Origin of the sequence: Amycolatopsis magusensis (genome assembly GCF_017875555.1) — a bacterium.
Taxonomy (GTDB): Bacteria; Actinomycetota; Actinomycetes; order Mycobacteriales; family Pseudonocardiaceae; genus Amycolatopsis; species Amycolatopsis magusensis.
This window is the reverse complement of the sequence record NZ_JAGGMS010000001.1, coordinates 8,585,283-8,610,793: the sequence shown is the minus strand read 5'-3', so window position 1 is coordinate 8,610,793 and position 25,511 is coordinate 8,585,283. Positions and strand designations below refer to the sequence as shown.

The following is a 25,511-nucleotide window of genomic DNA, read 5'->3' as shown; positions in this document are numbered from 1 at the left end:
ACGTCCAACTAAGAGTTATCGTCTTCGCATGACGACCACGATGCCCTTCACCCATACCCCGAACCCGGACGCGGCCAGCTCCCAGCGGGTCGCCGAGGTATTGGCCAAGCCGGGCTTCGGGACGTACTTCACCGACCACATGGTCACCCTCCGCTACGACTCGCAGAAGGGCTGGCACGACGGGGAAGTCGGCCCGTACCGCCCGATCAGCCTGGACCCGGCCACTTCGGTGCTGCACTACGGCCAGGCGATCTTCGAGGGCCTCAAGGCCTACCGCCAGCCAGGTGGCTCGATCGCGTCCTTCCGGCCGGACGCGAACGCCGCCAGGTTCCGCCGCTCCGCGGTGCGCATGGCGATGCCGGAGCTGCCCGACGAGCTGTTCCTGGAGTCCCTGCGCGAGCTGGTGGCGGTGGACGAGCGCTGGGTGCCGACGAAGGCGGGCGAATCGCTGTACCTGCGCCCGTTCATGATCTCCACGTCGGTCGGGCTGGGGGTGAACGCGCCGGCGAGCGAGTACCTCTTCAGCGTGATCGCCTCGCCCGCCGGGTCCTACTTCGCCGGTGGCGTGAAGCCGGTGAGCGTGTGGCTGTCCACCGAATACGTGCGCGCGGCGCCGGGCGGGACCGGGTTCGCCAAGTGCGCCGGCAACTACGCGGCCTCGTTCCTGGCGCAGGCGCAGGCCGTGGAGCAGGGGTGCGACCAGGTGGTCTGGCTGGACGCGGTGGAGCACCGCTGGGTCGAGGAGATGGGCGGGATGAACCTGTTCTTCGTCTTCGGCTCGGGCGCCGACGCGCGGGTGGTGACGCCGGAGCTTTCGGGCGCGCTGCTCCCGGGGGTGACGCGGGCTTCGCTGCTGCGGCTGGCCGCGGACAACGGGCTCGCGGTCGAAGAGCGCCGCATCTCCACCGCGGAATGGGAAGAGGCGGCGACCTCCGGCGAGCTGACCGAGGTCTTCGCCTGCGGCACGGCCGCCGTGATCACCCCGGTCGGCCGCGTCAAGTACGACGGCGGCGAGTTCGTCATGGGCTCCGGTGAGCCGGGCGCGCTGACGATGAAGCTGCGGGAGCAGCTGACCGGCATCCAGGAGGGGCACCGCCCGGACCCGCACGGGTGGATGCAGCCGCTCAAGTAGTGGACACAAATGTGGCTTTGGGGGCCGATTCCGCCCCCAAAGCCACATTCGTGTCACTTCGGCGGGGTGACGCCGGACTGTTCGTAGGTGCTGGTTTCCGCGAGTACCCGGGCCGCCATGGTGAGCAGCGGCAGGGCGGTGGCGCCGCCGCTGCCCCCGCCGACGCGCAGGTGCAAGTCGAGGATCGGGTCCAGGTCCAGGTGTTCCAGCACCAGCGCGTGCGCCGGTTCGCTCGACCGTTGCGCGGCCACCCACCAGTTGCGCGCGCCCGGCGCCAGTTCTTCCGCGACCAGAGCGGCCGCGCCGACGACGAGGCCGTCCAGCAGCACCGGCGTCCGGCGGACGGCGGCCTGCGCGAGGAAGCCGGTGATCGCGGCGATGTCCGCGCCCGCGGTGGTGCGCAGCAATGCGACCGGGTCCGCGAGGACCGCGCGCGCCCGGCGCAGGCCATCGCGGATGGCGACGGCTTTGCGCATCCACGCGTTGTCGTCGATCCCGGAACCCCGGCCCACCACGGCGACCGGTTCGGCGCCGGTCAGCGCGGCCACCAGCACGGAGGCCGGGGTGCTGCTGGCGACACCGATCTCCCCGGCGACGAGCAGATCGGCCCCACTGTCCACTTCGGCGTCCGCGATCGTGCGGCCCGCCTGGATCGCGGCGTGCACTTCCTCTTCGGACAGCGCGTCCTCGGTCGCGATCGAGCCCGAACCGCGGCGCACCTTCAGATCGGCGGCTTCCGGCGTCGCGGAGCCCTCGCGGTCCACCGCCAGGTCCACCACGCGCACGGTCGCCCCGGCGACCGTGGCCAAGACGTTGAGCGGGGCGCCGCCGGTGAGCGTCGCGCCGACGAGCTGGCCGGTCACCTCGGCCGGATAAGCCGAGACGCCGTTCGCGGCGATCCCGTGGTCACCGGCGAAGACCACCACCCGCGGGCGGGTGAACGGCCGCGGCGGGGCCTGGCCCTGGCAGGCGGCGATCCAGGCGCCCAGTTCTTCGAGCCGTCCGAGCGAGCCGTTCGGCGTGATCAGCGTTCCGGTCAGCCGCTGCGCTTCCGCGCGGGCGATTTCATCCGGAAGGGGGAGTTCGGGGAAGTCGGCAGCCTCGTGGGTGAGCACGCGCCCACGCTACCGCCCCTATGCTTTCGGCCGTGACGACCGCGGCGGGTGTGGTGCTGGCGAGCGGCTCTGGCAGCCGCGTGGGCGCCGAGCTGAACAAGGTGTACCTCCCACTCGCGGGGCGGAGGCTGGCCTGCTGGTCCCTCGACGCCTTCGCGGGCATCCCGGAGTTCGGCGTGCTGCTGCTGGTGATCCGCCCGCAGGACGAGGACTTCGCGCGCGAGGTGGTCGGCGATCTCGACGTGGAACTGGTGCACGGCGGTGCCAGCAGGCAGGAATCGGAACTTCGGGCCCTGCGGCACCTCTCGGGGCGCATCGGCAGCGGGGAGATCGACACCGTGCTCATCCACGACGGCGCGCGCCCGCTGGCGTCGACCACCCTGATCACCGCGGTGCTGGAGGCGGCGCGGGAGTTCGGTGGCGCGGTCCCCGGCCTGACCGCCGACGACGTCGTGGTCGCCACCGAGGACGGCACCGGATTCGACGGTGTGCTCGAAGGAGCCGTGCGTGTGCAGACCCCGCAGGGCTTCCGGGCCGGACCGCTGCTGGCCGCCTACGAACAGGCGGACCGCGAAGGCTTCATCGGCACGGACACCGCGTCCTGCATGGAACGGTTCGCGGACCTGCCGGTGCACTGGGTGCCGGGGGAGGAACGGAACCTCAAGGTCACCTACCCGCACGACCTGCGGGTGGTGGAACACCTGCTCCGCACCACCGGCACCCTGCCGTGAACGCTATGAGTGGGGCATTACTTGCAATGAACGCAAGTAATGCCCCACTCCTAGCATTCAGGCCGCCGGGTTATGGCGACTTGGTGAGGGAGGGGTCCCGCTCGATGACGCCGTCCAGGATGTCGTCCATCTTGGCGAGCAGGTCCGCGTCGAGCTTGACGCCCGCCGCCTTCACGTTCTCGTGCACCTGGTCCGGCCGCGAAGCACCGATGATCGCCGAGGCCACGTTCGGGTTCTGCAGCACCCACGCCACGGCCAGCTGAGCGAGCGACAGCCCGGCCTCCGCGGCCAGCGGCTCCAGCTTCTGCACGCGGGTCAGCACGTCGTCGTTCAGGTAGCGCTGGACGAAGTTCGCGCCGCCCTTCTCGTCGGTGGCGCGCGAGCCCTCGGGCAGCGGCTGGCCCGGCTTGTACTTGCCGGTCAGCACACCCTGCGCGATCGGCGACCAGACGATCTGGCTGAGGCCCTCCCGCTCGGAAGCCGGGATGACCTGCGCCTCGATCACCCGCCACAGGGCGTTGTACTGCGGCTGGTTCGAGATGAACGGCACGTGCAGCTCACGCGCCAGCGCGGCGCCGCGGGTGATCTCCTCGGCGGTCCACTCCGAGACGCCGACGTAGAGCACCTTGCCCTGGCGGACCAGGTCGGCGAAGGCGAGGAAGGTCTCCTCCAGCGGTACCGTGCGGTCGAACCGGTGCGCCTGGTAGAGGTCGATGTAGTCGGTGCCGAGCCGCTTCAGCGACGCGTTGGCCGACTCGATGATGTGCTTGCGGCTCAGGCCCTTGTCGTTGGGCCCCTTCGGGCCGGTCGGCCAGAAGACCTTGGTGAAGATTTCCAGGCTCTCGCGGCGCTGCCCGGCCAGGCCGCGGCCCAGCACGGACTCGGCGGCTGTGTTCGCGTAGACGTCGGCCGTGTCGAAGGTGGTGATCCCGGCCTCCAGCGCGGCCTTGATGCACGCCTGCGCCTGCTCCTCCTCGACCTGGGAGCCGTGGGTGAGCCAGTTGCCGTACGAGATCTCACTGATGTTCAGGCCACTGCGGCCGAGGCGTCGAAACTCCATGGTGCCGAGCCTAGCCGCTCATCGTTCGCCTTGCTAAGGACCTGGTGGACCACAGCGCAGCTTCACGCCGAGCGCTTCGTAGGAGAACTCCCATTCGGGTGCCGCGCGCCAGAGGAAGAGGCCGTTGAACAGCAGGCCGGTCAGGTGCGGGAGCAGCAGCACGGCGATCGCCGCGAGCGGGGTGAGCTTGAGGACGTCGACGATCCACGGAGTCGCTGGCACAACCAACCCTCGCCGCCGGACGAGTCCCGAGGCGTGCTCACCGGCGCCCCGTGGGTGTGTCGCTCCCTGGGGAGCGAGGGCTCTTCTCACTGCCCCCATATGACGAGCAGTGCGAAGGATTCAGGCACCGCCGGTGTAGCCGGACTCGAGGCCGGGCCGGAAGGAACTAGACGGCGTCGCCCGGCTTGACGCGGGGCTTGGGGACGCGCAGCTTGCGGATCTGGCTGGCGCGGATGAAGGCGTACCAGCCGACCGAGCGGCCCTTGACGGTCTCCTTGGGGAACTTCTCCCGCACCGCCTTCGCCACGCGGCGGCCGTTGAAGTAGCCCTCGACCACCATGCCCAGCAGCATCACCGTGCACAGCAGGGTGGCGTAGCGCTGGATCGACACGTTCGGCACCAGCAGCGCGACGAACACCAGCAGCGCCAGCGGCATGAACAGGCCGAGCAGGTTGCGCTTGGCGTCGACCAGGTCGCGCACGTAGGCCTTGACCGGCCCGCGGTCGCGCGGCAGCAGGTACTTGTCGTCCCCGGCGTCCATCCGGGCGCGGCGCTCCTTGGCGGCGGCGCGGCGGTCCTCCTTGGTGGTGGGGTTCGCCTTGCGGAGCTCCTTGTTGCGCTTCATCGCCTCGCGCATGGTCTTCGGCGGCGGGGCCACCGGACCGCGGCGCTTCGCCTCCGCCTCCCGTCGCTTGGGCGTGGCTCGGCCCTTGCTCGGGGTGACCCCCCTGGTCTGGTCGGAGACCTCGGTCACCGCCGAGGCCGCATCGTCGGGGCTGTCGGTGGCTGTAGTGCTGTTACGCCGCAGGAACCTCACCTCGTCAGGGTATTCCAGGCCCGCCCGCGCCCGTTCAGCCGGGCGCGGGATGTGTCACCATGGAGTTCGCGCCGAGGGCGTGGAACAGAATGGGCAACGGGGTTGTTGATCCGGGTAACCGGGGTTCTCATGCCCACCGCAACACCACGAGGGAGAGTCATGACGACCGCTGAGCAGACCGGTGGCCAGACGGAGGCCGCCGAGGCCACCCACGGCGTGACCCTGACCGACGCCGCGGCCGCCAAGGCCAAAGCCCTGCTCGAGCAGGAAGGCCGCGACGACATGCACCTGCGCATCGCCGTCCAGCCCGGTGGCTGCGCCGGCCTGCGCTACCAGCTGTTCTTCGACGAGCGCACCCTCGACGGTGACCTCTTCCGCGACTTCGACGGCCTCCGCGTGGCGGTGGACCGGATGAGCGCGCCGTACGTCTCCGAGGCCGTGATCGACTTCGTCGACAGCATCGAGAAGCAGGGCTTCACCATCGACAACCCGCAGGCCACCGGGTCCTGCGCGTGCGGTGACTCGTTCCACTGAGGTCCACCGAGGCCCGCTGAGGCGCGATCGGGACAAAACGTGAAAAAGGCGGGGCCGGTGCATCCGGTCCCGCCTTTTGTCTGTGTTTCAGCTCACACGTAAGCGTCCAGTTCGGCGACCTGCGCGTGGCAGCGTTCGTCGACCGTCCAGTGCGGTGCCGCCTTCGGCGTGGCGGGGGTGCTCGCGCAGGCGTGCAGTTCAGCGGGGAGGTCGGCGCAATCGGCGATCAGTTCGCCGATGGTTTCGGGCTCGGTAAGTGTGCTCACGCAGCCGAACGTATGCGCGCTCGGCGGATTCGCCCACCGGTACTTGGCGGTAATGTCGGCCGGGTGTGCCCGAAGCACCCGGATGGGGCATGACCGGGCGGTAACTTCGGGGACTGACCGCCCTGACGACCCGAACAAGGAGAACCGGTGGCAGCCACGGCGCGGATCGCGGTATCCGGCAGTATCGCAACCGACCATCTGATGCACTTCCCTGGCAGGTTCGCCGAGCAGCTCGTCGCGGAGCAGTTGCACCGCGTTTCGCTCAGCTTCCTCGCCGACGACCTGATCGTCCGGCGCGGGGGCATCGGCGCGAACATCGCTTTCGGCCTCGGGGTGCTCGGGGTGCAACCGGTCCTGATCGGCTCCGTGGGCGCGGACTTCGACGACTACCGCTCCTGGCTCGAGCGCCACGGCGTGGACACCGCCGGCGTGCACGTGTCCGAAGTGGCCCACACCGCCCGGTTCGTCTGCACCACCGACGACGACCTCTGCCAGATCGCCACCTTCTACGCCGGGGCGATGGCCGAATCGCGCAACATCGAGATCGGCCCGATCCACGACCGCGTCGGCGGGCTGTCGCTGACCCTGCTCAGCCCGGACGACCCCGAGGGCATGCTGCGCCACGCGCAGGAGTGCCGCCAGCGCGGTTACCCGTTCGCGGCGGACCCGTCGCAGCAGCTGGCGCGGATGGAGGGGGCGCAGGCGCGCCTGTTCATCGACGGCGCGAAGTACCTGTTCAGCAACGACTACGAGTGGGAACTGCTGCTGCAGAAGACCGGCTGGACCGAGGCGGACGTGCTCGACCGCGTCGGCCTGCGGATCACCACGCTGGGCGAGAAGGGCGTCGAGATCGTCGGCGCCGACGGGACGAACCTGCAGGTCCCCGCGGTGCCGGAGCTGTCGAAGTCCGACCCGACCGGGGTCGGCGACGGCTTCCGCGCCGGTTTCCTCGCCGGTCTGCACGGTGGCCTCGGCCTGGAGCGGGCCGCGCAGCTCGGCTCGCTGATCGCGGTGCTGGTACTGGAAACCGTGGGCACGCAGGAATGGCTGCTGGAAAAGGAAAGCGCGCTGGCCCGCATTTCCGAGGCGTTCGGCCCGGAAGCCGCTGGGGAGATCAGCGCGATCCTGCCCTGAACCGGCGCACGAGTGGGGCAGCACCGCGGTGGTGCCCCACTCTCTTTGTCTACTGTGGACTGTGAGGGTAGGAGAGCTTCGGCCCGCGGACGGCGACGGTGTCGGCCGGTCCGCAGATCCGCTCCATCCAGTCCTGCCGGGTCACGGCCGAGAACCGCAGCACCACCAGGCGCGAGCCGAGCTGGCCGGTGGGGTCCAGTGTGGCCAGTCCGGCCAGCAGTTCGGCGGCGAACAGCGAGTCGTGCCGCGTGGTCTTGACCACGTTGAAGTGCCCGGACAGCAGGCCTTCCACCGCGCTGAGCGCGCCGACCGCGGGTTCGTTCCCGGTGACGATGTGCGTGTGCAGCCCCGCTTTCGCCGCCCTGGCGGGAAAACCGGACCGGGTCAGGCGCGGGAGCGCGTCGAGCAGCCCGGCGAACGTGCGCTCGATCCTCGGCCCGGCCACGTTCTGCGCCCGCAGCCGATCGGTCAGCCTGCCGCGCAGGTCCGTGCTCGGCACGGCGAGCAGGTTGCGCAGCCTGCCGCACGCGGCGATCACGACCACCGGGTTGAGCCGGGCGCCGGCGAGCACCATCCGCGCGGTGTGCCCGAGCGAGCCGATGTGTCTGTCCACTTCGTCGTCATCCAGCCAGGCGCCGCGCCAGAAGTGCCGGTTGACCGCACGACCGGGCGCCCCCGGCTGGGATTTCAGAACGTGCTTCACCGTTGCCTCCTGGCGGGTTGTGTGGACGCGCGCGAACGACCGGCTGGCGCGGGTGGCGCGGCCGGTCGGAATTCCCGGTGGGCGGGCTGAGCGGACCCTTGATCAGCCCCCGGGCGAGGGTACTCGGTCTTGTACAAGCGTTAATGCGGCGAGTTTCCGGCGAACAGCGCAAACGAGGATCACCGGTGAGTGGGATCACGCATGCCACGCCCCGAATGCAGCAACGCATTCGGTGAATTCCGGGTGATTCACCCGGAAAACTGGACAACTGCTCCCGTGATCTGGGAAAGATGGTGTTGCCCAGATCACAGATGGGCTAGAGTCGAACCACATTCCGGAACGCCTTCCACGATGTGGTGGGGGCCCGCAGTTCGGGGAGCGGTGCCACATGGTCGTCGGAGACGCTCGGGCCGGAGTCCGCCCGCCGAGCCAGCCGATCCTCGTGCTGGCCAAGTCGCGCCGGGTGATCGACGTGGTGGCCGCCGATCCGGCCGGGCTCACCTGGCGCCAGGTGCAGCGCGCCACCGGGCTCCCGGTCAGCACCACCGTGCGCCTGCTGCAGAACCTGGTCGCCGAAGGCTTCCTCGACGTGATCGCCGGGCGCTACCTGGTCGGCCTCGGCGTGCTGCGCTGGGCCCGCAGCCGCCGCATCGAGTCGCGGCTGACGATGCTCGCCCAGCCGGAACTTGACGCCCTGCGCGACGCCACCGGTGAGACGGCCGTGCTCTTCGTGCGCCACGGGGACCAGCGCGTGCTGGTGGGGCTGGCCGAGACCCGTCACGAGGTGGTGCGGCTGATCGGCATCGGCCAGGTCATGCCGCTGCACGCGGGATCGGCGGGCAAGGTCTTCCTGGCCTACGAGGACGAGGTCCGCGACCGCGTGCTCGACTTCGGCGAACTCACCTCGTACACGCCCGGCACCATCATCGACGCCGATCGCCTGCGCGCCGAACTGGTCGGCATCCAGTCCTGCGGCTGGGCCGACAGCGTCGCCGAGCGGGACCACGGCACGGCGTCGATCAGCGCGCCCGTGCACGACCACACCGGCGAACTCGCCGCGGTCCTCGGCATCGGCGTGCCCGAGCAGCGCTTCACCGACGCGAACCGGTCGATGTGGACCGAAGCGGTGGTCACCGCGGCGAGACGGTTGTCGGCGGCGCTGGGGCATGCGGAGCTGACTGCTGGCGGGTGAGCCGGAGGTGACAAGGGGTGGCGGACAACGGCAGCGCACCGGCCGTGGCACTGGAGGCGGTGACCATCGCGTACCCGGGGGCCGGGGGCGCCTACACCGCTGTGTCCGAAGTGGACCTGAGCGTGGCGCGGGGGCGGTTCGTCGCCCTCGTCGGGCCCACCGGCTGCGGCAAGTCCACCGTGCTCAACGCGGTGGCCGGGCTGCTCCCGCCGTCTTCGGGGAGGGTGCTCATCGACGGTGAACCGGTGTCCGGGCCGAACCGCCGAGCCGGCTACCTGTTCCAGCAGGACGCCCTGCTGCCGTGGAAGACCGTGCTCGGCAACGTGGCGTTCGGGCTCGAACTGCGCGGGGTGGGCAAACGCGAACGCCTCGAGCGCGCCCGCGACTGGGTGCGCCGGGTCGGTCTCGCCGGTTTCGAGAACGCCTACCCGCACCAGCTTTCCGGTGGGATGCGCAAGCGGACCGCGGTGGCGCAGACCTGGATCGGCGACCCGGAACTGCTGCTGATGGACGAACCGTTCGGCGCGCTGGACGTGCAGACCCGGCAGGTGATGGAGAACGAACTGCTGGGCCTGTGGACCGGCACGGAGAAGACCGTGCTGTTCGTCACGCACGACCTCGACGAAGCGGTGTCCCTTTCGGACGAAGTGGTGCTGCTCTCGGCGGGACCCGCGAGCCGGGTGGTCGGCCGGTACCCGGTGGACCTGCCGCGGCCGCGCGACCTGCTGGACATCCGGACCGAGCCCGCGTTCACCAGGATCTACCGGGCGATCTGGGCGGACCTGCGAGACGAGGTGATGGCGACCTATGACCGCGACCGGGGTGAAGCGTAGGGCCAGGCGGCGCGGTCCGGCCGTGCTCACCGCGCAGATCGGCCTCGCCGTGCTGCTGGTGGCGGGCTGGGAAGCCGGCTCGCGCACCGGGGTCGTCGACGAGTTCTTCTTCTCCAAGCCGTCGGACATCGTGGAGCGGGCCGGGGAATGGATCGGTACCGGCTACCTCTGGGACCACCTCGGCGTCACCCTGCTGGAGGCCGGGCTCGCGCTGGTGCTCGGTGGGCTGCTCGGGCTGGTGATCGGTTTCCTGCTGGCCCGCGTGGAATTCCTGGCCGCGGTCTTCGACCCGTACCTCAAGGTCCTGAACTCGCTGCCGCGCGTGGTGCTGGCGCCGATCTTCCTGCTGTGGTTCGGGCTCGGCATCTGGTCCAAAGTGGCTTTCGGCATCACGCTGGTGTTCTTCGTCGTCTTCTTCAACACCTACCAGGGGGTGCGCGAGGTCGACCGGGTGCTGGTCGACAACGCGCGCATGCTCGGCGCCAAGGAGGGGCAACTGGTGCGGCACGTGCTGTTGCCGAGCGCGCTCACCTGGATCTTTTCCAGCCTGCACATCAGCGTCGGTTTCGCGATCGTCGGCGCGGTGGTGGGGGAGTACCTCGGCTCGTCGGCCGGGGTGGGGTACCTGATTTCCCAGGCCGAGGGGACCTTCGACACCACGGGGGTGTTCACCGGCATGGTCGTGCTTTCGGTGGTGGTGCTCGTCGTCGATGCGGGAGTCGACCGCGTCGAGCGCCACCTGCTGCGGTGGAAACCCCGCCGTGGCATCGAGTTGGGAGGACAACGATGAAGCGGGCGAGGGTGGGCGCGCTGCTGCTCGTGGTGGCGCTGGCGATGACCGCCTGCCAGGGGAAGCCGGGGGACCGCGCCGAGGGGGGCGAGGTGCGGATCGGGGTCGGCGGGCAGCCGCTGCTGGTGTACCTGCCGACCACGCTGGCGCGGCAGCTCGGGTACTACGAGGCGGAGGGCCTCAAGGTCGAGCTGGAGGACCTGCAGGGCGGCTCGAAGGCGTTGCAGGCCATGCAAGGCGGGAGCGTGGACGTGGTCAGCGGGTACTACGACCACACCATCCAGATGCAGGCCAAGCGCAAGGAGGTGAAGTCGTTCGTCACGATGCTGCGGTACCCGTCGATCGTGCTGGCCGTCTCACCGCGGGCGAGCAGGCCCATCAACTCGATCACCGACCTGGCCGGGGCGACCGTCGGGGTGACCGCGCCGGGTTCGTCCACCGACTTCTTCCTGAAGTACCTGCTCGGCAAGCACGGCCTCGACCCGAACGCGGCGAACGTGCAGGGCATCGGCGGGGACGCGGGTGCGGTGGCCGCGATGGAGCAGGGCCGGGTGGACGCCGCGGTGATGATCGACCCGGCGGTTTCGGTGCTGCAGACCAGGGTCGGCGTGGACAAGGTGAAGATCCTCACCGACACGCGCACCGCGGAGGGCGTGCAGGAGGACTTCGGCGTCCCCGCGTACCCGGCGGCGGTGCTCTATTCGTCGGGCGAGTGGCTGGCCAACAACGGTGACACAGCGCGGAAACTGGCCAACGCGATCGTGAAGACGCTGCGGTGGATCGAACAGCACTCGCCGGACGAGATCGCCGCGCGCATGCCTGCGGAGTACGCGCAGGGGAACCGGGACGTCTACGTGCAGGCGATCGGACGGGCGAAGGAGTCGTTCTCGCGGGACGGGATCATGCCTGCTGAAGGGGCTGAGGCCGTGCACAAGGTGCTTTCGCAGTTCGACAAGGAGATCGCTGGGGCGCCGATGGATCTTAGTCGGACTTATTCGAATGACTACTTGCCTCAGTGAGGGTGTTCCCACCCCGGTTTTTGATTGTGACTACGGCGAAGGCCCCGATGTCAAGGCGGGAAAGATGCCTTGACATCGGGGCCTTCGCCGTGTTTTTGGCTTGGGACCGGGGATGGGGAGGGCTGGGTGGGCTGGTGGGTGGCTGTCGTTGCTGGGTACCTGCTGCGTTGTGCGGGTGCCGGGTGTCACGAATGTGGCTTTCGGGACGTTTGATGTCTCGAAAGCCACATTCGTGACATGGGAGTGGGGCCCGGTGACACGAATGTGGCTTTGGGGGCCGAATGTGCCCCGAAAGCCACATTTGTGTCCGTGGGGGGCGCCTAGAGCTTTACCGGGTAGACGGGTTCGGGGATTTCCGGCTTGATGCGGTGCTCTACGAAGATGCCGTGCCAGAGCATGAAGACGACCAGCGCCCAGATGCGGCGGCTGTGGTCCAGGGTGCCCGCCTTGTGTTCTTCCAGCATCCGCAGGACGGCGGGCTTGTCGAACAGGTGCTCGGTCTTCGAGTCCGAGACGATGCCGCGCGCCCAGTCGTACATGTCGGTGCGCAGCCAGTGCCGGATCGGGACCGGGAAGCCCAGTTTGCGCCGGTTCAGCACGTGCGCGGGCACGATGCCGTCCAGGGCGCGGCGCAGGGCGTGCTTGGTGGTCTCGCGGGTGATCTTCTCTTCGAGCGGGATGCTCGCGGCGACCTTGAACACCTCGGCGTCGAGGAAGGGGACCCGCAGCTCCAGCGAGTTCGCCATGGTCACCTTGTCCGCCTTGACCAGGATGTCCCCGCGCAGCCAGGTGAACAGGTCCACGTGCTGCATCCGCGCCACCGGGTCCCAGTCGCGCGAAATGCGGTACCACGGCTCGGTGACGTCCTGGTGCCCGACGCCATCGGTGTAGTTGCGCAGCACGCCCCGCAGTTGGTCCTCGCGGAAGATGCGCGCGTTGCCGTAGTAGCGCTCCTCCAGCGAGAGCGAACCTCGGCGCAGCAGGTCCTTGCCGCGCGTGCCCTCCGGGATCTTGGTGGACACCTTGCCCAGCAGGCTCTTCACCGCACCGGGCATCTTTTCGAAGCGCGCCAGCGAAAGCGGCTCGCGGTAGATGGTGTACCCGCCGAACAGCTCGTCCGAGCCCTCGCCGGAGAGCACCGCCTTGACGTACTTGCGGGCCTCGCGCGCGATGAACCACAGCGGGACCAGCGCCGGGTCGGCCACCGGGTCGTCGAGGTACCAGACGATCAGCGGCAGCGCCTCCATCATCTCCTCGCTGGAGACCGTGCGGATGACGTGCTTGACCCCGATCGCCTCGGCCGACTCCGCGGCCACGTCGACCTCGGAGTACCCCTCGCGCTCGAACCCGGTGGTGAACGCGATCAGGTTCGGGTTGTGCCGCTTGGCCAGCGCCGCGGTCGCGGTCGAGTCGATGCCGCCGGAGAGGAAGGCGCCGACGGTCACGTCCGGGTCGGCGATCATGTGCTTGGCGACCGAGTCCTGCATCACCTGCGAGATGCGCTCGTACAGCTCCTCGGAGCCCTTCGGTCCGGAGACCGGCTTCGCGGTGAATTCCGGGAAGAAGTACCGCTCGGTCTTGACCTGGCCGCCGGGGGAGACGGTGAACGAGGTGCCCGACTCGAGCCGCCGCACGCCGACGTGCAGTGACTCGGGCTCCGGCACGTACTGCAGGGTCAGGTAGTGCTGCAGCGCGATCTGGTCCAGCTGCTGCTTCACGCCGAGGGTGTCCGACAGCTCCAGCAGGCTCTTCTTCTCACTCGAGAAGGCGACCCCGCCGGGCCCCTCGGAGTAGAACAGCGGCTTGATGCCGAACGGGTCACGGGCGCCGTAGACCAGCTTCTCCTGCGAGTCCCAGATCAGGAAGGCGAACATGCCGCGCAGCTGCTTGACCGCGTCCGGGCCGAGGTAGTGGTAGGCGGCCACGATGGCCTCGCCGTCACCCTCGGTGTTGAACTTCGCGCCGTGCTCGGTGGCGAGCGTCTCACGCAGTTCGAGGTAGTTGTAGATCTCGCCGTTGAAGTTCATCGTGTAGCGGCTCGGCGACTCCGGCGGGCCCCAGGTCAGGGGCTGGTGGGAGTGCTCGAGGTCGATGAAGGCGAGCCGGTTGAACCCGTAGACCACCTCGGCGTCCGCCCAGGTGTCGGTCTCGTCGGGGCCGCGATGCCGCTGGCAGCGCAGGGCCGCGCCCACCGCGTCCCGGGCCTTCGCCGCGTCTTCTTCAGTGGCGCACACCAGTCCGAGCAGGCCGCACACGTGTCTTCACACACCTCTGGTCGTAGCCGTAAGTCGAGTGGCCAAGTATGGACGACACGAACGATTACCCCTTGGGTGGGACCGCCCGGTTGCTCGGCTAGGCTCCGGACGTCAAATGGATCGCGCTAGGAGGAATCCCGCAGTGGGCGTTGCAGAGCGCACCCCGGCCGGCAGGCGGTCGAAGGTCGGAAAGGTGACCCTGTTGGCCGCGCTCGTCGCCGTCACGGCGACCGGGTGCTCCGGCGATGAGGTCCTGCGCTTCGGCTGGCCCGAGGGTGTCACCCCGCAGGCCGAGAGCATGCGGAACCTGTGGACCTGGTCGGTGATCGCGGCACTGGTCGTCGGCGTCATCGTGTGGGCGCTGATCTTCTGGTCGGTCGCCTTCCACCGCAAGAAGAAGGCCGTGGACGGCGTGGAGCCGGAGCTGCCGAGGCAGTTCCAGTACAACGTGCCGCTCGAGCTGTTCTGCGTGGTCGTGCCGGTGATCATGGTCTGCGTGTTGTTCTTCTTCACCGCGACCACCGAGTCCAAGGTGCTGGGCAAGACCGAGGACCCTGACGTCACCGTCGACGTGATCGCCTTCCAGTGGAACTGGGAGTTCCGCTACCCGAGCGAGTCGCGTGACGCCGAGGCGCAGACGATCAGCACGGTGGGCAGCTCCGCCGAGATCCCGATCCTGGTCCTGCCGACCGATCGCACGATCCGGTACAACCTGCGCTCCACCGACGTCATCCACTCGTTCTGGGTGCCGGAGTTCCACTTCAAGCGCGACGTGATGCCGTACCCGGAGAAGAACAACCAGGACTGGTCGTTCGAGAACACCATCGACCGCGAAGGTGCCTTCGTCGGTCGCTGCGCCGAGCTGTGCGGTACCTACCACGCGGTGATGAACTTCGAGGTCCGGGCGCTTTCGCCGGACAAGTACGACCAGTTCATCCGGCTGCGCACCCAGGTCAACCCGGCCACCGGCAAGCCGAACACCACCGCCGAGGCGCTGTCGGCGCTGAACTGTGGTGAGCTGTGCGCGCCGCAGGCGACCACCACCCAGCCGTTCAACACCGACCGCACCGCCCGGACCGCGACCGGCTGAGCCGGCCCGCCGCCGTCCGACGTCCGCAGCTCAGAGTGAGGAAAGCCCCATGAAGGTCGAAGCCCGGATCTTCGACATCGTCACCCTCTTCGCGTTCCTGGTCGCGGTCGTCTACGGCCTGATGACCCGCTGGCTGAGCCCGTACGGCATCGAGCCGGTCGGCCTGGTGGCGCTGATCCTCACCGGTGGGCTTTCGCTGCTGGCCGGGAGCTACTTCCGGTTCGTCGCCCGCCGCATCGAGCCGCGGCCGGAGGACCGGGAGGACGCCGAGATCAGCGACGGTGCCGGTGAGCTGGGCTTCTTCAGCCCGGGCAGCTACTGGCCGATCGGCCTGGCCGCCTCCGCCGCGACCGCCGGTGTGGCGATGGCCTTCTTCGAGATCTGGCTCCTGGTCACCGCCATCGTGATGCTGCTGATCACCATCGGCGGCCTGGTGTTCGAATACCACACCGGCCCGAACCACGACTGACCCAAACTTCGCCAGCTCCGAACGCTAGGAGTGGGGCATTACTTGCATCCATTGCAAGTAATGCCCCACTCATTGCATTCAGCCCCCAACCGGGTGACACCAAGGCGCGGCGACCCCCAGCCGACCGCCGCCCGGGGCACCAAGGCGAGCAGCCCGCCCAGACCCCCCACCTCGCCCCGGTCCACAGCCAAAAACACGGCGAAGACCCCGATGTCAAGGCATCTTTCCCGCCTTGACATCGGGGTCTTCGCCGTAGTCACACTAAAAAACCGGGGCGGACCCCAGGACAACAACTAGAGCGACGTAGACAACGCAGCCCACCGCGTAAGCAGCTCCCCAGCCGCCCCTGTATCGATCGCCTCGGCAGCCCTGGCCAGCCCGGAGCCGATGTCCTCAGCCAGCGACCCCGTGAAGCCGGTGTGCGCCGCCAGGGCACCCGCCGCGTTCACCAGGACGGCATCCCGCACCGGCCCAGCTTTGCCGGAGACGAGTTCCCGGACCACTTCGGCGTTGAAAGCCGCGTCCCCGCCGCGCAGGTCCTCTGCGGTGACGCGGGGGATGCCCCAGGCGGACGGGTCGATCGTCTCTTCGCGGACCTTGCCGCCGGAGACGACCCACGCCGAAGTTGTGGTTGTGGTGGTTATCTCATCGAGCCCGTCGTCGCCGCGGACCAGCAGCACCGAGTGGCCGCGGCGGGCGAAGACCTCGGCCAGTACCGCGGTCTTGTCCGCGTAGGCGCAGCCGATCAGCGCCGCCGACGGCTGGGCCGGGTTGGTCAGCGGGCCAAGCAGGTTGAACGTGGTCGGCACGCCGAGCTGCTGCCGCGTCGGGCCCGCGTGGCGGAAGCCCGGGTGGAAGATCGGCGCGAAGCAGAACCCGATGCCGAGTTCGGCCACGCAGCGCTCCACGCCCGCGGGCGGCAGGTCGATCTTGACGCCGAGCGACTCCAGGACGTCCGCCGCACCGGACTTCGACGAGGCCGCGCGGTTGCCGTGCTTGACCACCGGCGCCCCGGCGGCGGCGACCACCAGCGAGGTCATCGTGGAGATGTTCACCGAACCGGAACGGTCCCCGCCGGTGCCGACGATGTCCACCGCGGCCACGTCCACGTGCACGCGGCGCGCGTGCGACAGCATCGCCTCGGCGAACCCGGAGATCTCCGCGGAGGTCTCACCCTTGGCGCGCAACCCCACGGCGAACCCGGCCACCTGCGCGTCGGTCGCCGAGCCGGACATCACCTGGTCCATCGCCCACGCGGTGTCCTGCGCGGACAGGTCCGCACCGGCGATGAGCTGGTTGAGCAGTGCGGGCCAGCTGTGCTCGGGCACGGCCGGCTCAGCCGCGGACGGCGGGGACCGGCGTGGCGCGCAGGACCCCGGCGACGGTCTCGGCAGCGGTCAGCGGGTCGAGCGGGTGCACCAGCACGGCGTCCGCCTGCGACCAGGTGGCCAGCCAGCGGTCGTCCTTGCGCCGGACCGCCACCACGATCGGGGGACAGTCGGTGATCTCGTTCTTCAGCTGCCGGGTCAGCCCGATGCCGCCGGTCGGTTGCGCCTCGCCGTCGAGGATGGCGAGATCCACCTCACCCGCGTCCATCGCCATCAGCACCTCGGAGACGGTGCCCGCCTCGGTGTAGTCCACGCGGCCCAGGTCGGTGGCCGGACGGCGGCCGACCGCGGAGATGATCGACTCACGCACCTCGGCGCGGTGGCTGAACACCAGGATCTTCTTCGCCGGGCTTGACTCGGTCATGAACTTGCCTCCGGCCAGGTAGTGGAGCGGGATGGGCCGATGCTATCCGCCCGGTGCCGCCGGGCCCAGCACCAGGGCGGGCGCCGGTGTGATCCAGTCGGCGCGCGACGCGCCGGAGACCCGGCGGGCGGGCCGCGGTCACGGGGAGACATAATGCGACTCGTGACAACGGCTCCCACCATCAGCCAGCGCGTGCACTCGCTGAACCGGCCCAACATGGTCAGCGTCGGCACCATCGTCTGGCTGTCCAGCGAGCTCATGTTCTTCGCTGGGCTGTTCGCGATGTTCTTCACGGTCAAGGCACAGAACTCGAGCGGCCACTGGCCGCCGATCCTGGAGTCGACCGGCGAACCGATCCACCTGAACCTCCCGTTCGCGCTGCCCTTCACCATCATCCTGGTGGCCTCCTCGTTCACCTGCCAGCTCGGCGTGTTCGCGGCGGAGAAGGGTGACGTCTACGGGCTGCGCCGGTGGTACCTGATCACCCTGCTGATGGGGGCGATCTTCGTCGGCGGCCAGGGCTACGAGTACCTGCAGCTGATCAACGAGGGCGTGACCATCCCGTCCGGTGCGTTCGGCACGGTCTTCTACCTGACCACCGGCTTCCACGGCCTGCACGTGATCGGCGGGCTCATCGCGTTCGTGTACCTGCTCATCCGCACCCGGCTGAGCAAGTTCACCCCGGCCCAGGCCACCTCGGCGATCGTCGTGTCCTACTACTGGCACTTCGTCGACATCGTGTGGATCGGGCTGTTCGCGGTGATCTACATCGTTCCCTGAGACCAGCCGTCCCGGCCGAACTGACAGCAAGGGTTGCCGCAGAGATGACCACCAGCAAGAAACCCGCCTCGGCGACGAAGCCACGGCGGCGCCGCACGAAGTTCCAGCGGCGGGTAGCCGGCCTTCTGGCGATTTTCGTCGCGCTGCTGAGCGCGGGCGGGTTGTACGCCGTGTTCGCCCCCGAGCCCCAGACCGCGCAGGCGCAGGTCGACCCGGCGCTGCTGCGCAAGGGCGAGGAGATCTACAACAACACCTGCAGCACCTGCCACGGCGCGAACCTCGAAGGCGTGCAGGACAAGGGCCCGAGCCTGGTCGGCATCGGCGAAGCCGCGGTGTACTTCCAGACCTCCTCCGGCCGCATGCCCGCCGTGCGCCAGGAGGCGCAGGCCGCGCGCAAGCCGCCGAAGCTCACCGCCGAGGAGATCGACGCACTGGGCGCCTACATCCAGGCGAACGGCGGCGGTCCGCAGCGGCCCACCGAAAAGGGTGAGGAACTGCGCGGCCAGAGCCCGGCCCGCGGTGGCGAGCTGTTCCGGCTGAACTGCGCTTCGTGCCACAACTTCACCGGTGCCGGTGGCGCGCTCTCGGAGGGCAAGTACGCCCCGCAGCTGGCCCCGGCCACCGAGGAGCAGCTGTACACCGCGATGCTCACCGGCCCGCAGAACATGCCGAAGTTCTCCGACCGGCAGCTCACGCCGGAAGAGAAGAAGGACATCATCGCGTACGTCAAGTCCGTGTCGGACGGCAACAACAACCCGGGCGGGAACGGCCTCAACGGGTTCGGGCCGGCTTCGGAAGGCGTGATCGCGTGGATCGTGGGGATCGCCGCGCTGGTCGGTGTGACCCTCTGGATTGGATCGAGGGCTTAGGGCATGAGTAGCGGCGAAGAGCCGAAGCCGCCCACCGAGGCGGAACTGGCGGACATGGACCGCGACCAGCTGGTGAAGCTGGGTACCAACCTGGACGGCGTCGAGCTGGTCCACTACGAGGACAAGTGGCCGGTCAAGGGCACCAAGGCGGAGAAGCGCGCCGAGCGCTCGGTGGCGATCTGGTTCCTGATCTCCGCGCTGGCCGGCCTGGGCTTCGTGGTCTCGCTGATCTGGTGGCCGTGGCAGTACAAGTCGCCGACCGACGAGACCGGGCACTTCTGGTACTCGCTCTACACCCCGATGCTGGGTGTCACGCTCGGCCTCGCGGTGCTCGCGCTGGCCATCGGCGTGCTGCTCTACACGAAGAAGTTCATCCCGGACGAGATCGCGGTCCAGGAGCGCGGGGACGGCGGGTCCAAGGAGATCGACAAGGCGACGATCGTCGCGCAGCTGGCCGACTCGGGCAGCCGCAGCACCATCGCGCGCCGCTCGGCGATCAAGCGCAGCGTCGGCCTCGGCGCGGGCGCGCTCGGCCTGGCCACCGTCGCGCTGCCGCTCGCGTCGTTCATCCGCGACCCGTGGAAGGACACCGAGAACCGCGACTCCCTGTGGCACACCGGCTGGCAGCCGAACTACCCGGGTGAGGTCGTCTACCTGCGCAGGCACACCGCGCACCTCGGCCACGAGCCGGAGGAGCCCTCGCTGGTGCGCCCGGAGGACCTCGAGGCGGGCGCCATGGAGACGGTGTTCCCGTTCCGCGAGTCCGAGCGCGGCAACCACGAACTGCTGGCCAAGGCGCTGAAGCGGTCCGACAACCCGGTCATGCTGATCCGCCTGCGCCCGGCCGACGCCGCGCGCGTGGTCAAGCGGGCAGGCCAGGAGGACTTCAACTTCGGCGACTTCTACGCCTACACGAAGATCTGCAGCCACGTGGGGTGCCCCACCTCGCTGTACGAGCAGCGGACCAACCGGATCCTCTGCCCGTGTCACCAGTCGCAGTTCGACGCACTGCACTACGCGAAGCCGGTTTTCGGGCCGGCGACTCGCGCACTCGCCCAGTTGCCCATTACCGTGAACGAAGAGGGCTACTTCGTTGCGAGAGGTGACTTCATCGAGGCAGTCGGTCCTGGGTTTTGGGAGCGCAAGTCATGAGTTCACTGACCACCCCCACCAAGGGGTCAAACCCGGCCGAAAAGGCCGCGGGTGCCGCGGCCACCTGGGCCGACGACCGGTACCACCTGGCCAAGGGCATGCGGCACCAGCTGAACAAGGTGTTCCCGACCCACTGGTCCTTCCTGCTCGGCGAGATCGCGCTGTACAGCTTCATCATCCTGATCATCTCCGGGGTGTACCTGACGCTGTTCTTCGATCCCTCCATGCAGGAGGTCATCTACGACGGCGCCTACCAGAACCTGCAGGGCGTCGAGATGTCCAAGGCGTTCGCGAGCACGCTGGACATCACCTTCGAGGTCCGCGGCGGGCTGTTCGTCCGCCAGCTGCACCACTGGGCCGCGCTGATCTTCGTCGCGGCGATGTTCGTGCACATGATGCGGATCTTCTTCACCGGTGCGTTCCGGCGCCCGCGTGAGGCGAACTGGGTGATCGGCGCGCTGCTGCTGGTGCTGGGCATGTTCGAGGGCTTCTTCGGCTACTCGCTGCCGGACGACCTGCTCTCCGGTACCGGTATCCGCGCCACCCTGTCGGGCATCGTGCTCTCGGTGCCGGTGATGGGCACCTGGGTGCACTGGGCGCTCTTCGGCGGGGAGTTCCCCGGCACGGAGATCATCCCGCGGCTGTACACGCTGCACATCCTGCTGATCCCGGGCATCATGCTGGCGCTGGTCGGCGCGCACCTGGCGCTGGTCTGGTACCAGAAACACACGCAGTTCCCCGGGCCGCGGCGCAAGGAGACCAACGTCGTCGGCGTGCGCATCATGCCGGTGTTCGCGCTCAAGGGCGGCGCGTTCTTCGCGCTGGTCACCGGCGTGATCGCGGCGATGTCGGGCATCTTCCAGATCAACGCGATCTGGAACATCGGCCCGTACAACCCGTCGCAGGTCTCCGCCGGTTCGCAGCCGGACTGGTACATGGCCTGGGCCGACGGCATGCTGCGGATCTGGCCGGCGTGGGAGGTCTACCTCGGGAACTACACGATCCCGCCGGTGTTCTTCGTCGGCGCGCTGGGCATGCCGATCCTGATCGGGTTGCTGCTGGCGTACCCGTGGATCGAGCGAAAGCTCTCGGGCGACACCGCGCACCACAACCTGCTGCAGCGGCCGCGGGACAACCCGGTCCGCACCAGCATCGGCGTGATGGCGCTGACGTTCTTCATGGTGCTGATGCTGTCGGGCTTCAACGACATCATCGCGTACACGTTCGACATCTCGCTGAACGTGACCACCTGGGCGGGCCGGATCGGCATCCTGCTGGCGCCGCCGATCTCGTACTACCTGACCTACCGGATGTGCATCGGGCTGCAGCGCGGTGACCGCGAGGTGCTGGAGCACGGGGTCGAGACGGGCATCATCAAGCGGCTGCCGCACGGTGAGTTCATCGAGATCCACCAGCCGCTGGGCCCGGTGGACGGCCACGGCCACCCGCTCCCGCTGGAGTACCAGGGCGCGTCGGTGCCGAAGAAGATGAACAAGCTGGGCTCGGCCGGGCGTGCGGTGCCCGGTGGCTGGCTGGTCGCGGACCCGGCGGAGGAGACCTCCGCACTGGACCGCGCCCGCTCGAACGGCCACGGCGGCAACGGGCACGGCCCCGGTGACGTCGACTCCTCCGCGGTGGGCGAAGGCGCCACCAAGGAGAGCACGGAGATCACCAGCGGCCACTAGGGCCAATACGCGACACGGGCCGCATCCCCTCGGGGGTGCGGCCCGTTCGCTTTGCCAGGGGGCTGATGTCACGAATGTGGCTTTCGAGACGTTGTGCGTCCCGAAAGCCACATTCGTGACACTGGGCCCGCCCTGGGACGGGGGCCAAGGTGGTCGCCTAGAGGACACAAATGTGGCTTTGGGAGCCGAATCCGCCCCCAAAGCCACATTCGTGACATGAGGGGCGCCCGGGGCCGGGGAGCCGAGAGGGTCGCCGGGGGAGGTCGCGAAGGGTGCCGTGAATGTGGCTTTCACGGCGGAATGTGCCGTGAAAGCCACATTCACGGCACAAGCGGGGGACGAAGGGGTCAGTCGACGCCGATGGAGAAGGCGGATTCGGTGTCCGCCCGGGAGTACGAGCGGAAGGCGATGTGCGTGTCGGTGTTGTGCACGCCCGGGATCTTGCCGATCTTCGCCGGGATCAGGTCGGCCAGGTCCTCGTGCGCGCTGACCCGGACCATCGCCACCAGGTCCACGTCGCCGGCGCAGGAGTAGACCTCCGTGACGCCGTCGATGTCCGCGATCGCCTGCGCGGTTTCGGGGATGCTGTCCGCTGCGGCGTGAATCAGCACGATCGCGGTGATCACCGGGTTGCCCTCCTGGCTGCAATTGGGGTCGTCTCGTCGGCGATCGTAGCCGGGCGCCCTCAGTTCACGCGTTCCAGCGCCGTCGCGCTGCCCACCAGGTCCAGCCACGGCCGCCACGACCCGGCACCCCGCGCGGGCTCGGCCCACGGCTGGGCGGTGCGCACCAGCCGCACCCCCGGACGGCACAGCCACCGCAGCAGGATGCCGACCTCCTCCCGCGAACCCCCGTGCAACGGCCCCGGACCCGGCAGCACGGTCTCCGCCGAAGCCACCAGCGCCTCGACCACCGGCATCGGCGCCACACCCCGTCGCGCCACGCCTGCCGACGCGAGGCGGCCGTAGCGGATCACGGCGAACTCCCAGCCGCCGGCGCCGTCGGGGTGGGCGGCGACCAGCTCGGGGATCGTGGCCAGCGAGGCCAGCCGGTGCGCGCGGTCCACCGAGCGCACCAGCAGCGCCAGCTCGTCCCGCCGCCGGGTGGCCTGTTCGAAGTGCTCCGCCTCGGCCAGCAGGTCCAGCTGACGGGCCGCCGAGCGCAGCGGTTCGTTGCCCCGCCCGGCGATCAGGTCGGCCACCGCGATCACCCCCGGCTGGTACTCGCCGGCGCTCTGGTGCCCGGCACACGGCGCCCCGCAGCGGCCCAACTCCGCCAGCACGCACGGCTTGCCGGACGGCGCCGTCGCCGAGATGCGCTGGGTGCAGGTGCGCAGTCCGGAGGCACCGGCGAGGGTGTCCGCGGCCACCTTCGCGTCGGCCTGGGTGCGGAACGGGCCGAGCGCGCCGTCCTTGGGCAGCCGGACCACCGACAGCCGCGGGAACGCCTCGTCGGTCAGCGTGATCCACCACGAGTTGTGCGGGTTCTTCGAGCGCCGGTTGTAGGCGGGCCGGTGCGCGGCGATCAGCCGCAGCTCGCGGATCTCGGCCTCCAGCGAGTGCGCGCACTCGATGCCTTCGACGCCGGTGGCCAGCGCGACCATCTCGCGGATGCGGCCCCGGCTCTCCGAACCGGTGAAGTACTGCCGCACCCGCCGTCGCAGGTTCGACGCGGTGCCCACGTAGAGCACCTCGGCGCCCGGCCCGCGGAACAGGTAGACCCCCGGCGTGGTGGGCAGGTGCGCGGCCATGCCGCGTTTGCGGCGCTGCTGCGGGGTGACCTCCGGCAGGTAGTCGAGCAGCTCCTCGAGCGACTGCACGCCCACCGAGCCGACGCGTTCGAGCAGGCCGTGCAGCACGTCGACGGTGGCGCGGGCGTCCTGCAGCGCGCGGTGGTTCGGCACGGTGCCGGAGTTGAACAAGGCGGCCAGCGCGGACAGCCGGTGGCTCGGCGTCTCCTGGCGCGTGATGACGCGGCGCGCGAGCCGGACCGTGCAGACCACCGCCGGTTTCGGCACCGGGTAGCCGTGGCCCTGGCAGGCCGCACGCAGGAAGCCCACGTCGAAGGCGGCGTTGTGCGCGACCAGCACCGCGCCGGAGATGAACTCGAGGAAGGCGGGCAGCACCCGGTCGATCCGGGGGGCGTCGTAGACCATCGCCGAGGTGATGCCGGTGATCGAGACGATCTGCGGCGGGATCGGCACGCCCGGGTCGACCAGGGTGGCGAACTCGCCGAGCACCTCGCCCCCGCGCACCTTGACCGCGCCGATCTCGGTGATGCCGTCCGGACCCGGCTTGGTGCCGGTGGTTTCCAGGTCGAACACGACGAAGGTGGTGTCCCGCAGCGGGGTGCCGAGTTCGTCGAAGGCGAGCTGGCCTGCCCCGGAGCCCTGTGCCACCGTCATGGGTCGCCACCCTAGGCACCGCCACCGACAATCTCCGGGTCGGTAACAACATGCCACGGCGGCGTGGACACGTCCTGCCGCGCCGTGGTGCCGGGGCTACCCTGGGCGGATGACCGCATCCGCGCACCCGGAACCGGAGCACGCCGCCGGCGTGCCACCGGCGCCGCAGGCCGGCGCGGAGCCCGAGCACCCGGCCAAACCGGTGAACTGGGCGGGGCTGCCCGAGGCCATCCGCGAGCGGATCGCCGAGCTGGCCGCGGCCGCGCTGGGCAAGCTCCCGGTCGCCGACATACCGCGCCAGCTGCGCCCGGTGGCGCGGTTCGCCCCGGCCAAGCGCGCCAAATTGGGCGGCTCCGCGCTGCTCAGCACGCTCGGCGAGTCCAGCCGGTTCCGCACGGCGGTGCTGGAGTGGCTGCGTGAGCACCGCGCCGACGTGCTCGACCCCAACGCGCTCGACTCGGTCGCCGCGGCCACCGCCGCGGTGCTGCTCGGCGAGGCCAGTGCGGACTCCCGCGTCCGGCTGGTCGCCAAGAACGCCGAAGAGACCACCCTGCGGGCCGAGCGCGACGCCGCGCTGGCGCGGGTGCACCGGCTCGAAGGCGAGCTGGAGCGGGTCCAGGCCGAGCTGGTCGAGGCCAAGCGCGTGGTGGAGAGCGCGCGGGCCGACCGGGAGGCCGAGCTGGACCGGCTGCGTGGCCGCCTGCGCGAGCAGGGTGTGAAGCTTCGCCAGGCCAAGGACACCGCCGAAGAGGCCAGGGCCGCGGCCGCCGAGGCGGGCGGCATCCGGGCCGAGGAGGTGGCCTCGCTGACCGCCCAGCTCGAACGGGAGCGTCAGCGCGTGGCCACCGAGCGGGCCAGGGCGAACAACGCGGTCGCCGAGGCCGACGTGGCCCGCCAGTCCGCCAGGGAGGCCCGTGAGGCCGACGAGGTGCGCCTGGCGTTGCTCATCGACACCATCGAGGGCGCCGCGAAGGGCCTGCGGCGTGAGCTGTCGCTCGGCCACGCCGGTCCGCGTCCGGCCGACGTGATCCGCGGCGCGAGCACGCGGGCCGACGGCGGTGGCAAGGTCCAGGACCCGGCCGCGCTCGACCGGCTGCTCGCGTTGCCCGGCGTGCACCTGATCGTCGACGGCTACAACGTCTCCAAGACCGGTTATCCCGAACTCGCGCTGGCCGACCAGCGCGACCGGCTCGCCCAGCAGCTCGGCGCGCTCTCCGCCCGGACGGCCGCTGAGGTCACCGTGGTCTTCGACGGGGCGGGCGTGATCTCCGTGCCCGCCGCCGCGGCCCGCGGGGTCCGGGTGCTCTTCTCCGACAAGGGCGTGCTCGCCGACGACGTGATCCGCACGCTCGTCGCGGCCGAACCGGCGGGCCGCCCGCTGGTGGTGGCCACCAGCGACCGGGCGGTCGCCGACTCGGTCCGGGCCCGTGGTGCCCACCCGGTGCCCTCCGCCGTGCTGCTCACCCGCCTCGGCCGGGTCTAGCTCTCCTTAGCTCCCTGACCTGCT

The 25,511-nt window shown here is 69.7% G+C and carries 26 protein-coding genes; 15 read left to right on the top strand and 11 right to left on the bottom strand.

What is annotated here, in order from left to right:
• The first annotated feature begins 28 nt into the window (after positions 1–28).
• Positions 29–1,132, top strand: coding sequence for a branched-chain amino acid aminotransferase (locus JOM49_RS38675; RefSeq protein ID WP_209669266.1), 1,104 nt, complete (start codon positions 29–31; stop codon positions 1,130–1,132).
• A gap of 53 nt (positions 1,133–1,185) precedes the next feature.
• On the opposite strand, the gene cobT is transcribed toward JOM49_RS38675, so the two are convergent.
• Positions 1,186–2,247 carry a nicotinate-nucleotide--dimethylbenzimidazole phosphoribosyltransferase gene (gene cobT / locus JOM49_RS38670; protein WP_209669264.1) on the bottom strand — a complete coding sequence of 354 codons (1,062 nt, stop codon included), beginning with the start codon at positions 2,245–2,247 and terminating at the stop codon, positions 1,186–1,188.
• A 50-nt stretch (positions 2,248–2,297) separates the two neighbouring features.
• Between cobT and JOM49_RS38665 the strand changes: the two genes are divergently transcribed.
• On the top strand, positions 2,298–2,978 hold the full coding sequence (locus tag JOM49_RS38665) for an IspD/TarI family cytidylyltransferase (protein ID WP_372444238.1): 681 nt from the start codon (positions 2,298–2,300) through the stop codon (positions 2,976–2,978).
• Positions 2,979–3,048: 70 nt separating this feature from the next.
• Here JOM49_RS38665 and JOM49_RS38660 read toward each other — a convergent pair whose 3' ends face one another.
• The 3 genes from JOM49_RS38660 to JOM49_RS38650 all read right to left on the bottom strand — a co-directional run bounded on the left by JOM49_RS38660 (position 3,049) and on the right by JOM49_RS38650 (position 5,077).
• Positions 3,049–4,038: an aldo/keto reductase family protein gene (locus tag JOM49_RS38660; protein WP_209669260.1), complete on the bottom strand. Its 990-nt coding sequence runs from the start codon at positions 4,036–4,038 to the stop codon at positions 3,049–3,051.
• Positions 4,039–4,071: 33 nt separating this feature from the next.
• On the bottom strand, positions 4,072–4,260 hold the full coding sequence (locus JOM49_RS38655; RefSeq protein WP_209669258.1) for a hypothetical protein: 189 nt from the start codon (positions 4,258–4,260) through the stop codon (positions 4,072–4,074).
• A gap of 166 nt (positions 4,261–4,426) precedes the next feature.
• Positions 4,427–5,077, bottom strand: coding sequence for a DUF3043 domain-containing protein (locus JOM49_RS38650; protein ID WP_209669256.1), 651 nt, complete (start codon positions 5,075–5,077; stop codon positions 4,427–4,429).
• Positions 5,078–5,236: 159 nt separating this feature from the next.
• On the opposite strand from JOM49_RS38650, the gene JOM49_RS38645 reads away from it, so the two are divergent.
• Positions 5,237–5,611, top strand: coding sequence for a HesB/IscA family protein (locus JOM49_RS38645; protein ID WP_113693381.1), 375 nt, complete (start codon positions 5,237–5,239; stop codon positions 5,609–5,611).
• Positions 5,612–5,703: 92 nt separating this feature from the next.
• Here the strand turns inward: JOM49_RS38645 and JOM49_RS38640 are convergent, their stop codons facing one another.
• The gene (locus JOM49_RS38640; protein ID WP_209669254.1) at positions 5,704–5,877 is read right to left on the bottom strand and encodes a hypothetical protein; all 174 of its coding nucleotides are present in this window, start codon (positions 5,875–5,877) and stop codon (positions 5,704–5,706) included.
• Positions 5,878–6,024: 147 nt separating this feature from the next.
• Here JOM49_RS38640 and JOM49_RS38635 point away from each other — a divergent pair, with 147 nt between their 5' ends.
• A complete protein-coding gene (locus JOM49_RS38635) occupies positions 6,025–7,011 on the top strand; it encodes a carbohydrate kinase family protein (protein WP_209669253.1) in 987 nt (328 codons plus the stop codon).
• Positions 7,012–7,060: 49 nt separating this feature from the next.
• Here JOM49_RS38635 and JOM49_RS38630 read toward each other — a convergent pair whose 3' ends face one another.
• Positions 7,061–7,714, bottom strand: a complete 654-nt coding sequence (locus tag JOM49_RS38630; RefSeq protein ID WP_209669251.1) for an acyl-CoA reductase — start codon at positions 7,712–7,714, stop codon at positions 7,061–7,063.
• A gap of 388 nt (positions 7,715–8,102) precedes the next feature.
• On the opposite strand from JOM49_RS38630, the gene JOM49_RS38625 reads away from it, so the two are divergent.
• The 4 genes from JOM49_RS38625 to JOM49_RS38610 are packed head-to-tail and all read left to right on the top strand — an operon-like array spanning position 8,103 to position 11,548.
• Positions 8,103–8,906, top strand: a complete 804-nt coding sequence (locus JOM49_RS38625) for an IclR family transcriptional regulator (RefSeq protein WP_209669249.1) — start codon at positions 8,103–8,105, stop codon at positions 8,904–8,906.
• Positions 8,907–8,923: 17 nt separating this feature from the next.
• Positions 8,924–9,739: an ABC transporter ATP-binding protein gene (locus JOM49_RS38620; RefSeq protein WP_308159017.1), complete on the top strand. Its 816-nt coding sequence runs from the start codon at positions 8,924–8,926 to the stop codon at positions 9,737–9,739.
• Positions 9,714–10,529: an ABC transporter permease gene (locus JOM49_RS38615; RefSeq protein WP_209669247.1), complete on the top strand. Its 816-nt coding sequence runs from the start codon at positions 9,714–9,716 to the stop codon at positions 10,527–10,529. Before JOM49_RS38620 ends, JOM49_RS38615 begins: the two co-directional genes overlap by 26 nt.
• A complete protein-coding gene (locus JOM49_RS38610) occupies positions 10,526–11,548 on the top strand; it encodes an ABC transporter substrate-binding protein (protein ID WP_209669245.1) in 1,023 nt (340 codons plus the stop codon). Before JOM49_RS38615 ends, JOM49_RS38610 begins: the two co-directional genes overlap by 4 nt.
• 320 nt (positions 11,549–11,868) lie before the next feature.
• Here the strand turns inward: JOM49_RS38610 and asnB are convergent, their stop codons facing one another.
• A complete protein-coding gene (asnB, locus tag JOM49_RS38605) occupies positions 11,869–13,803 on the bottom strand; it encodes an asparagine synthase (glutamine-hydrolyzing) (RefSeq protein WP_209669243.1) in 1,935 nt (644 codons plus the stop codon).
• A 142-nt stretch (positions 13,804–13,945) separates the two neighbouring features.
• On the opposite strand from asnB, the gene ctaC reads away from it, so the two are divergent.
• Together ctaC and JOM49_RS38595 are read left to right on the top strand one after the other, a co-directional pair.
• On the top strand, positions 13,946–14,893 hold the full coding sequence (gene ctaC, locus JOM49_RS38600) for an aa3-type cytochrome oxidase subunit II (RefSeq protein WP_209669241.1): 948 nt from the start codon (positions 13,946–13,948) through the stop codon (positions 14,891–14,893).
• Positions 14,894–14,942: 49 nt separating this feature from the next.
• Complete coding sequence (locus tag JOM49_RS38595; RefSeq protein WP_209669239.1) at positions 14,943–15,362, top strand: cytochrome c oxidase subunit 4; 420 nt, start codon at positions 14,943–14,945, stop codon at positions 15,360–15,362.
• Between the two features lie 293 nt (positions 15,363–15,655).
• On the opposite strand, the gene trpD is transcribed toward JOM49_RS38595, so the two are convergent.
• A complete protein-coding gene (trpD, locus tag JOM49_RS38590; protein ID WP_209669237.1) occupies positions 15,656–16,690 on the bottom strand; it encodes an anthranilate phosphoribosyltransferase in 1,035 nt (344 codons plus the stop codon).
• Between the two features lie 7 nt (positions 16,691–16,697).
• Positions 16,698–17,114 (bottom strand): hypothetical protein, encoded by a 417-nt coding sequence (locus tag JOM49_RS38585; RefSeq protein ID WP_209669235.1) that lies wholly within the window; start codon positions 17,112–17,114, stop codon positions 16,698–16,700.
• Positions 17,115–17,267: 153 nt separating this feature from the next.
• Between JOM49_RS38585 and ctaE the strand changes: the two genes are divergently transcribed.
• From ctaE to qcrB, 4 genes are read left to right on the top strand one after another with little or no spacing between them, the layout of a single operon-like run.
• Positions 17,268–17,894 (top strand): aa3-type cytochrome oxidase subunit III, encoded by a 627-nt coding sequence (gene ctaE, locus JOM49_RS38580; RefSeq protein ID WP_209669233.1) that lies wholly within the window; start codon positions 17,268–17,270, stop codon positions 17,892–17,894.
• Positions 17,895–17,938: 44 nt separating this feature from the next.
• Positions 17,939–18,763, top strand: coding sequence for a cytochrome bc1 complex diheme cytochrome c subunit (qcrC, locus tag JOM49_RS38575; protein WP_209669231.1), 825 nt, complete (start codon positions 17,939–17,941; stop codon positions 18,761–18,763).
• Positions 18,764–18,766: 3 nt separating this feature from the next.
• A complete protein-coding gene (qcrA, locus tag JOM49_RS38570; protein WP_209669229.1) occupies positions 18,767–19,915 on the top strand; it encodes a cytochrome bc1 complex Rieske iron-sulfur subunit in 1,149 nt (382 codons plus the stop codon).
• Entirely contained in the window at positions 19,912–21,600 is a 1,689-nt protein-coding gene (gene qcrB, locus JOM49_RS38565; protein ID WP_209669227.1) for a cytochrome bc1 complex cytochrome b subunit, read from the top strand. Before qcrA ends, qcrB begins: the two co-directional genes overlap by 4 nt.
• A gap of 347 nt (positions 21,601–21,947) precedes the next feature.
• Here qcrB and JOM49_RS38560 read toward each other — a convergent pair whose 3' ends face one another.
• Positions 21,948–22,226 (bottom strand): Lrp/AsnC family transcriptional regulator, encoded by a 279-nt coding sequence (locus JOM49_RS38560; RefSeq protein WP_209669225.1) that lies wholly within the window; start codon positions 22,224–22,226, stop codon positions 21,948–21,950.
• A 59-nt stretch (positions 22,227–22,285) separates the two neighbouring features.
• Complete coding sequence (locus JOM49_RS38555; RefSeq protein ID WP_209669223.1) at positions 22,286–24,004, bottom strand: DEDD exonuclease domain-containing protein; 1,719 nt, start codon at positions 24,002–24,004, stop codon at positions 22,286–22,288.
• A gap of 109 nt (positions 24,005–24,113) precedes the next feature.
• Between JOM49_RS38555 and JOM49_RS38550 the strand changes: the two genes are divergently transcribed.
• Positions 24,114–25,487, top strand: a complete 1,374-nt coding sequence (locus tag JOM49_RS38550) for an NYN domain-containing protein (protein ID WP_209669221.1) — start codon at positions 24,114–24,116, stop codon at positions 25,485–25,487.
• Positions 25,488–25,511: the final 24 nt, after the last annotated feature.

Excerpts from the sequence above, each read along its gene's own strand:
- JOM49_RS38675 (WP_209669266.1), top strand. The coding sequence starts at position 29 with ATGACGACCACGATGCCCTTCACCCATACCCCGAACCCGGACGCGGCC.
- JOM49_RS38660 (WP_209669260.1), bottom strand. The coding sequence starts at position 4,038 with ATGGAGTTTCGACGCCTCGGCCGCAGTGGCCTGAACATCAGTGAGATC.
- JOM49_RS38645 (WP_113693381.1), top strand. The coding sequence starts at position 5,237 with ATGACGACCGCTGAGCAGACCGGTGGCCAGACGGAGGCCGCCGAGGCC.
- JOM49_RS38625 (WP_209669249.1), top strand. The coding sequence starts at position 8,103 with ATGGTCGTCGGAGACGCTCGGGCCGGAGTCCGCCCGCCGAGCCAGCCG.
- JOM49_RS38615 (WP_209669247.1), top strand. The coding sequence starts at position 9,714 with ATGACCGCGACCGGGGTGAAGCGTAGGGCCAGGCGGCGCGGTCCGGCC.
- JOM49_RS38610 (WP_209669245.1), top strand. The coding sequence starts at position 10,526 with ATGAAGCGGGCGAGGGTGGGCGCGCTGCTGCTCGTGGTGGCGCTGGCG.
- JOM49_RS38595 (WP_209669239.1), top strand. The coding sequence starts at position 14,943 with ATGAAGGTCGAAGCCCGGATCTTCGACATCGTCACCCTCTTCGCGTTC.
- JOM49_RS38585 (WP_209669235.1), bottom strand. The coding sequence starts at position 17,114 with ATGACCGAGTCAAGCCCGGCGAAGAAGATCCTGGTGTTCAGCCACCGC.
- ctaE (WP_209669233.1), top strand. The coding sequence starts at position 17,268 with ATGCGACTCGTGACAACGGCTCCCACCATCAGCCAGCGCGTGCACTCG.
- qcrC (WP_209669231.1), top strand. The coding sequence starts at position 17,939 with ATGACCACCAGCAAGAAACCCGCCTCGGCGACGAAGCCACGGCGGCGC.
- qcrA (WP_209669229.1), top strand. The coding sequence starts at position 18,767 with ATGAGTAGCGGCGAAGAGCCGAAGCCGCCCACCGAGGCGGAACTGGCG.
- qcrB (WP_209669227.1), top strand. The coding sequence starts at position 19,912 with ATGAGTTCACTGACCACCCCCACCAAGGGGTCAAACCCGGCCGAAAAG.
- JOM49_RS38555 (WP_209669223.1), bottom strand. The coding sequence starts at position 24,004 with ATGACGGTGGCACAGGGCTCCGGGGCAGGCCAGCTCGCCTTCGACGAA.
- JOM49_RS38550 (WP_209669221.1), top strand. The coding sequence starts at position 24,114 with ATGACCGCATCCGCGCACCCGGAACCGGAGCACGCCGCCGGCGTGCCA.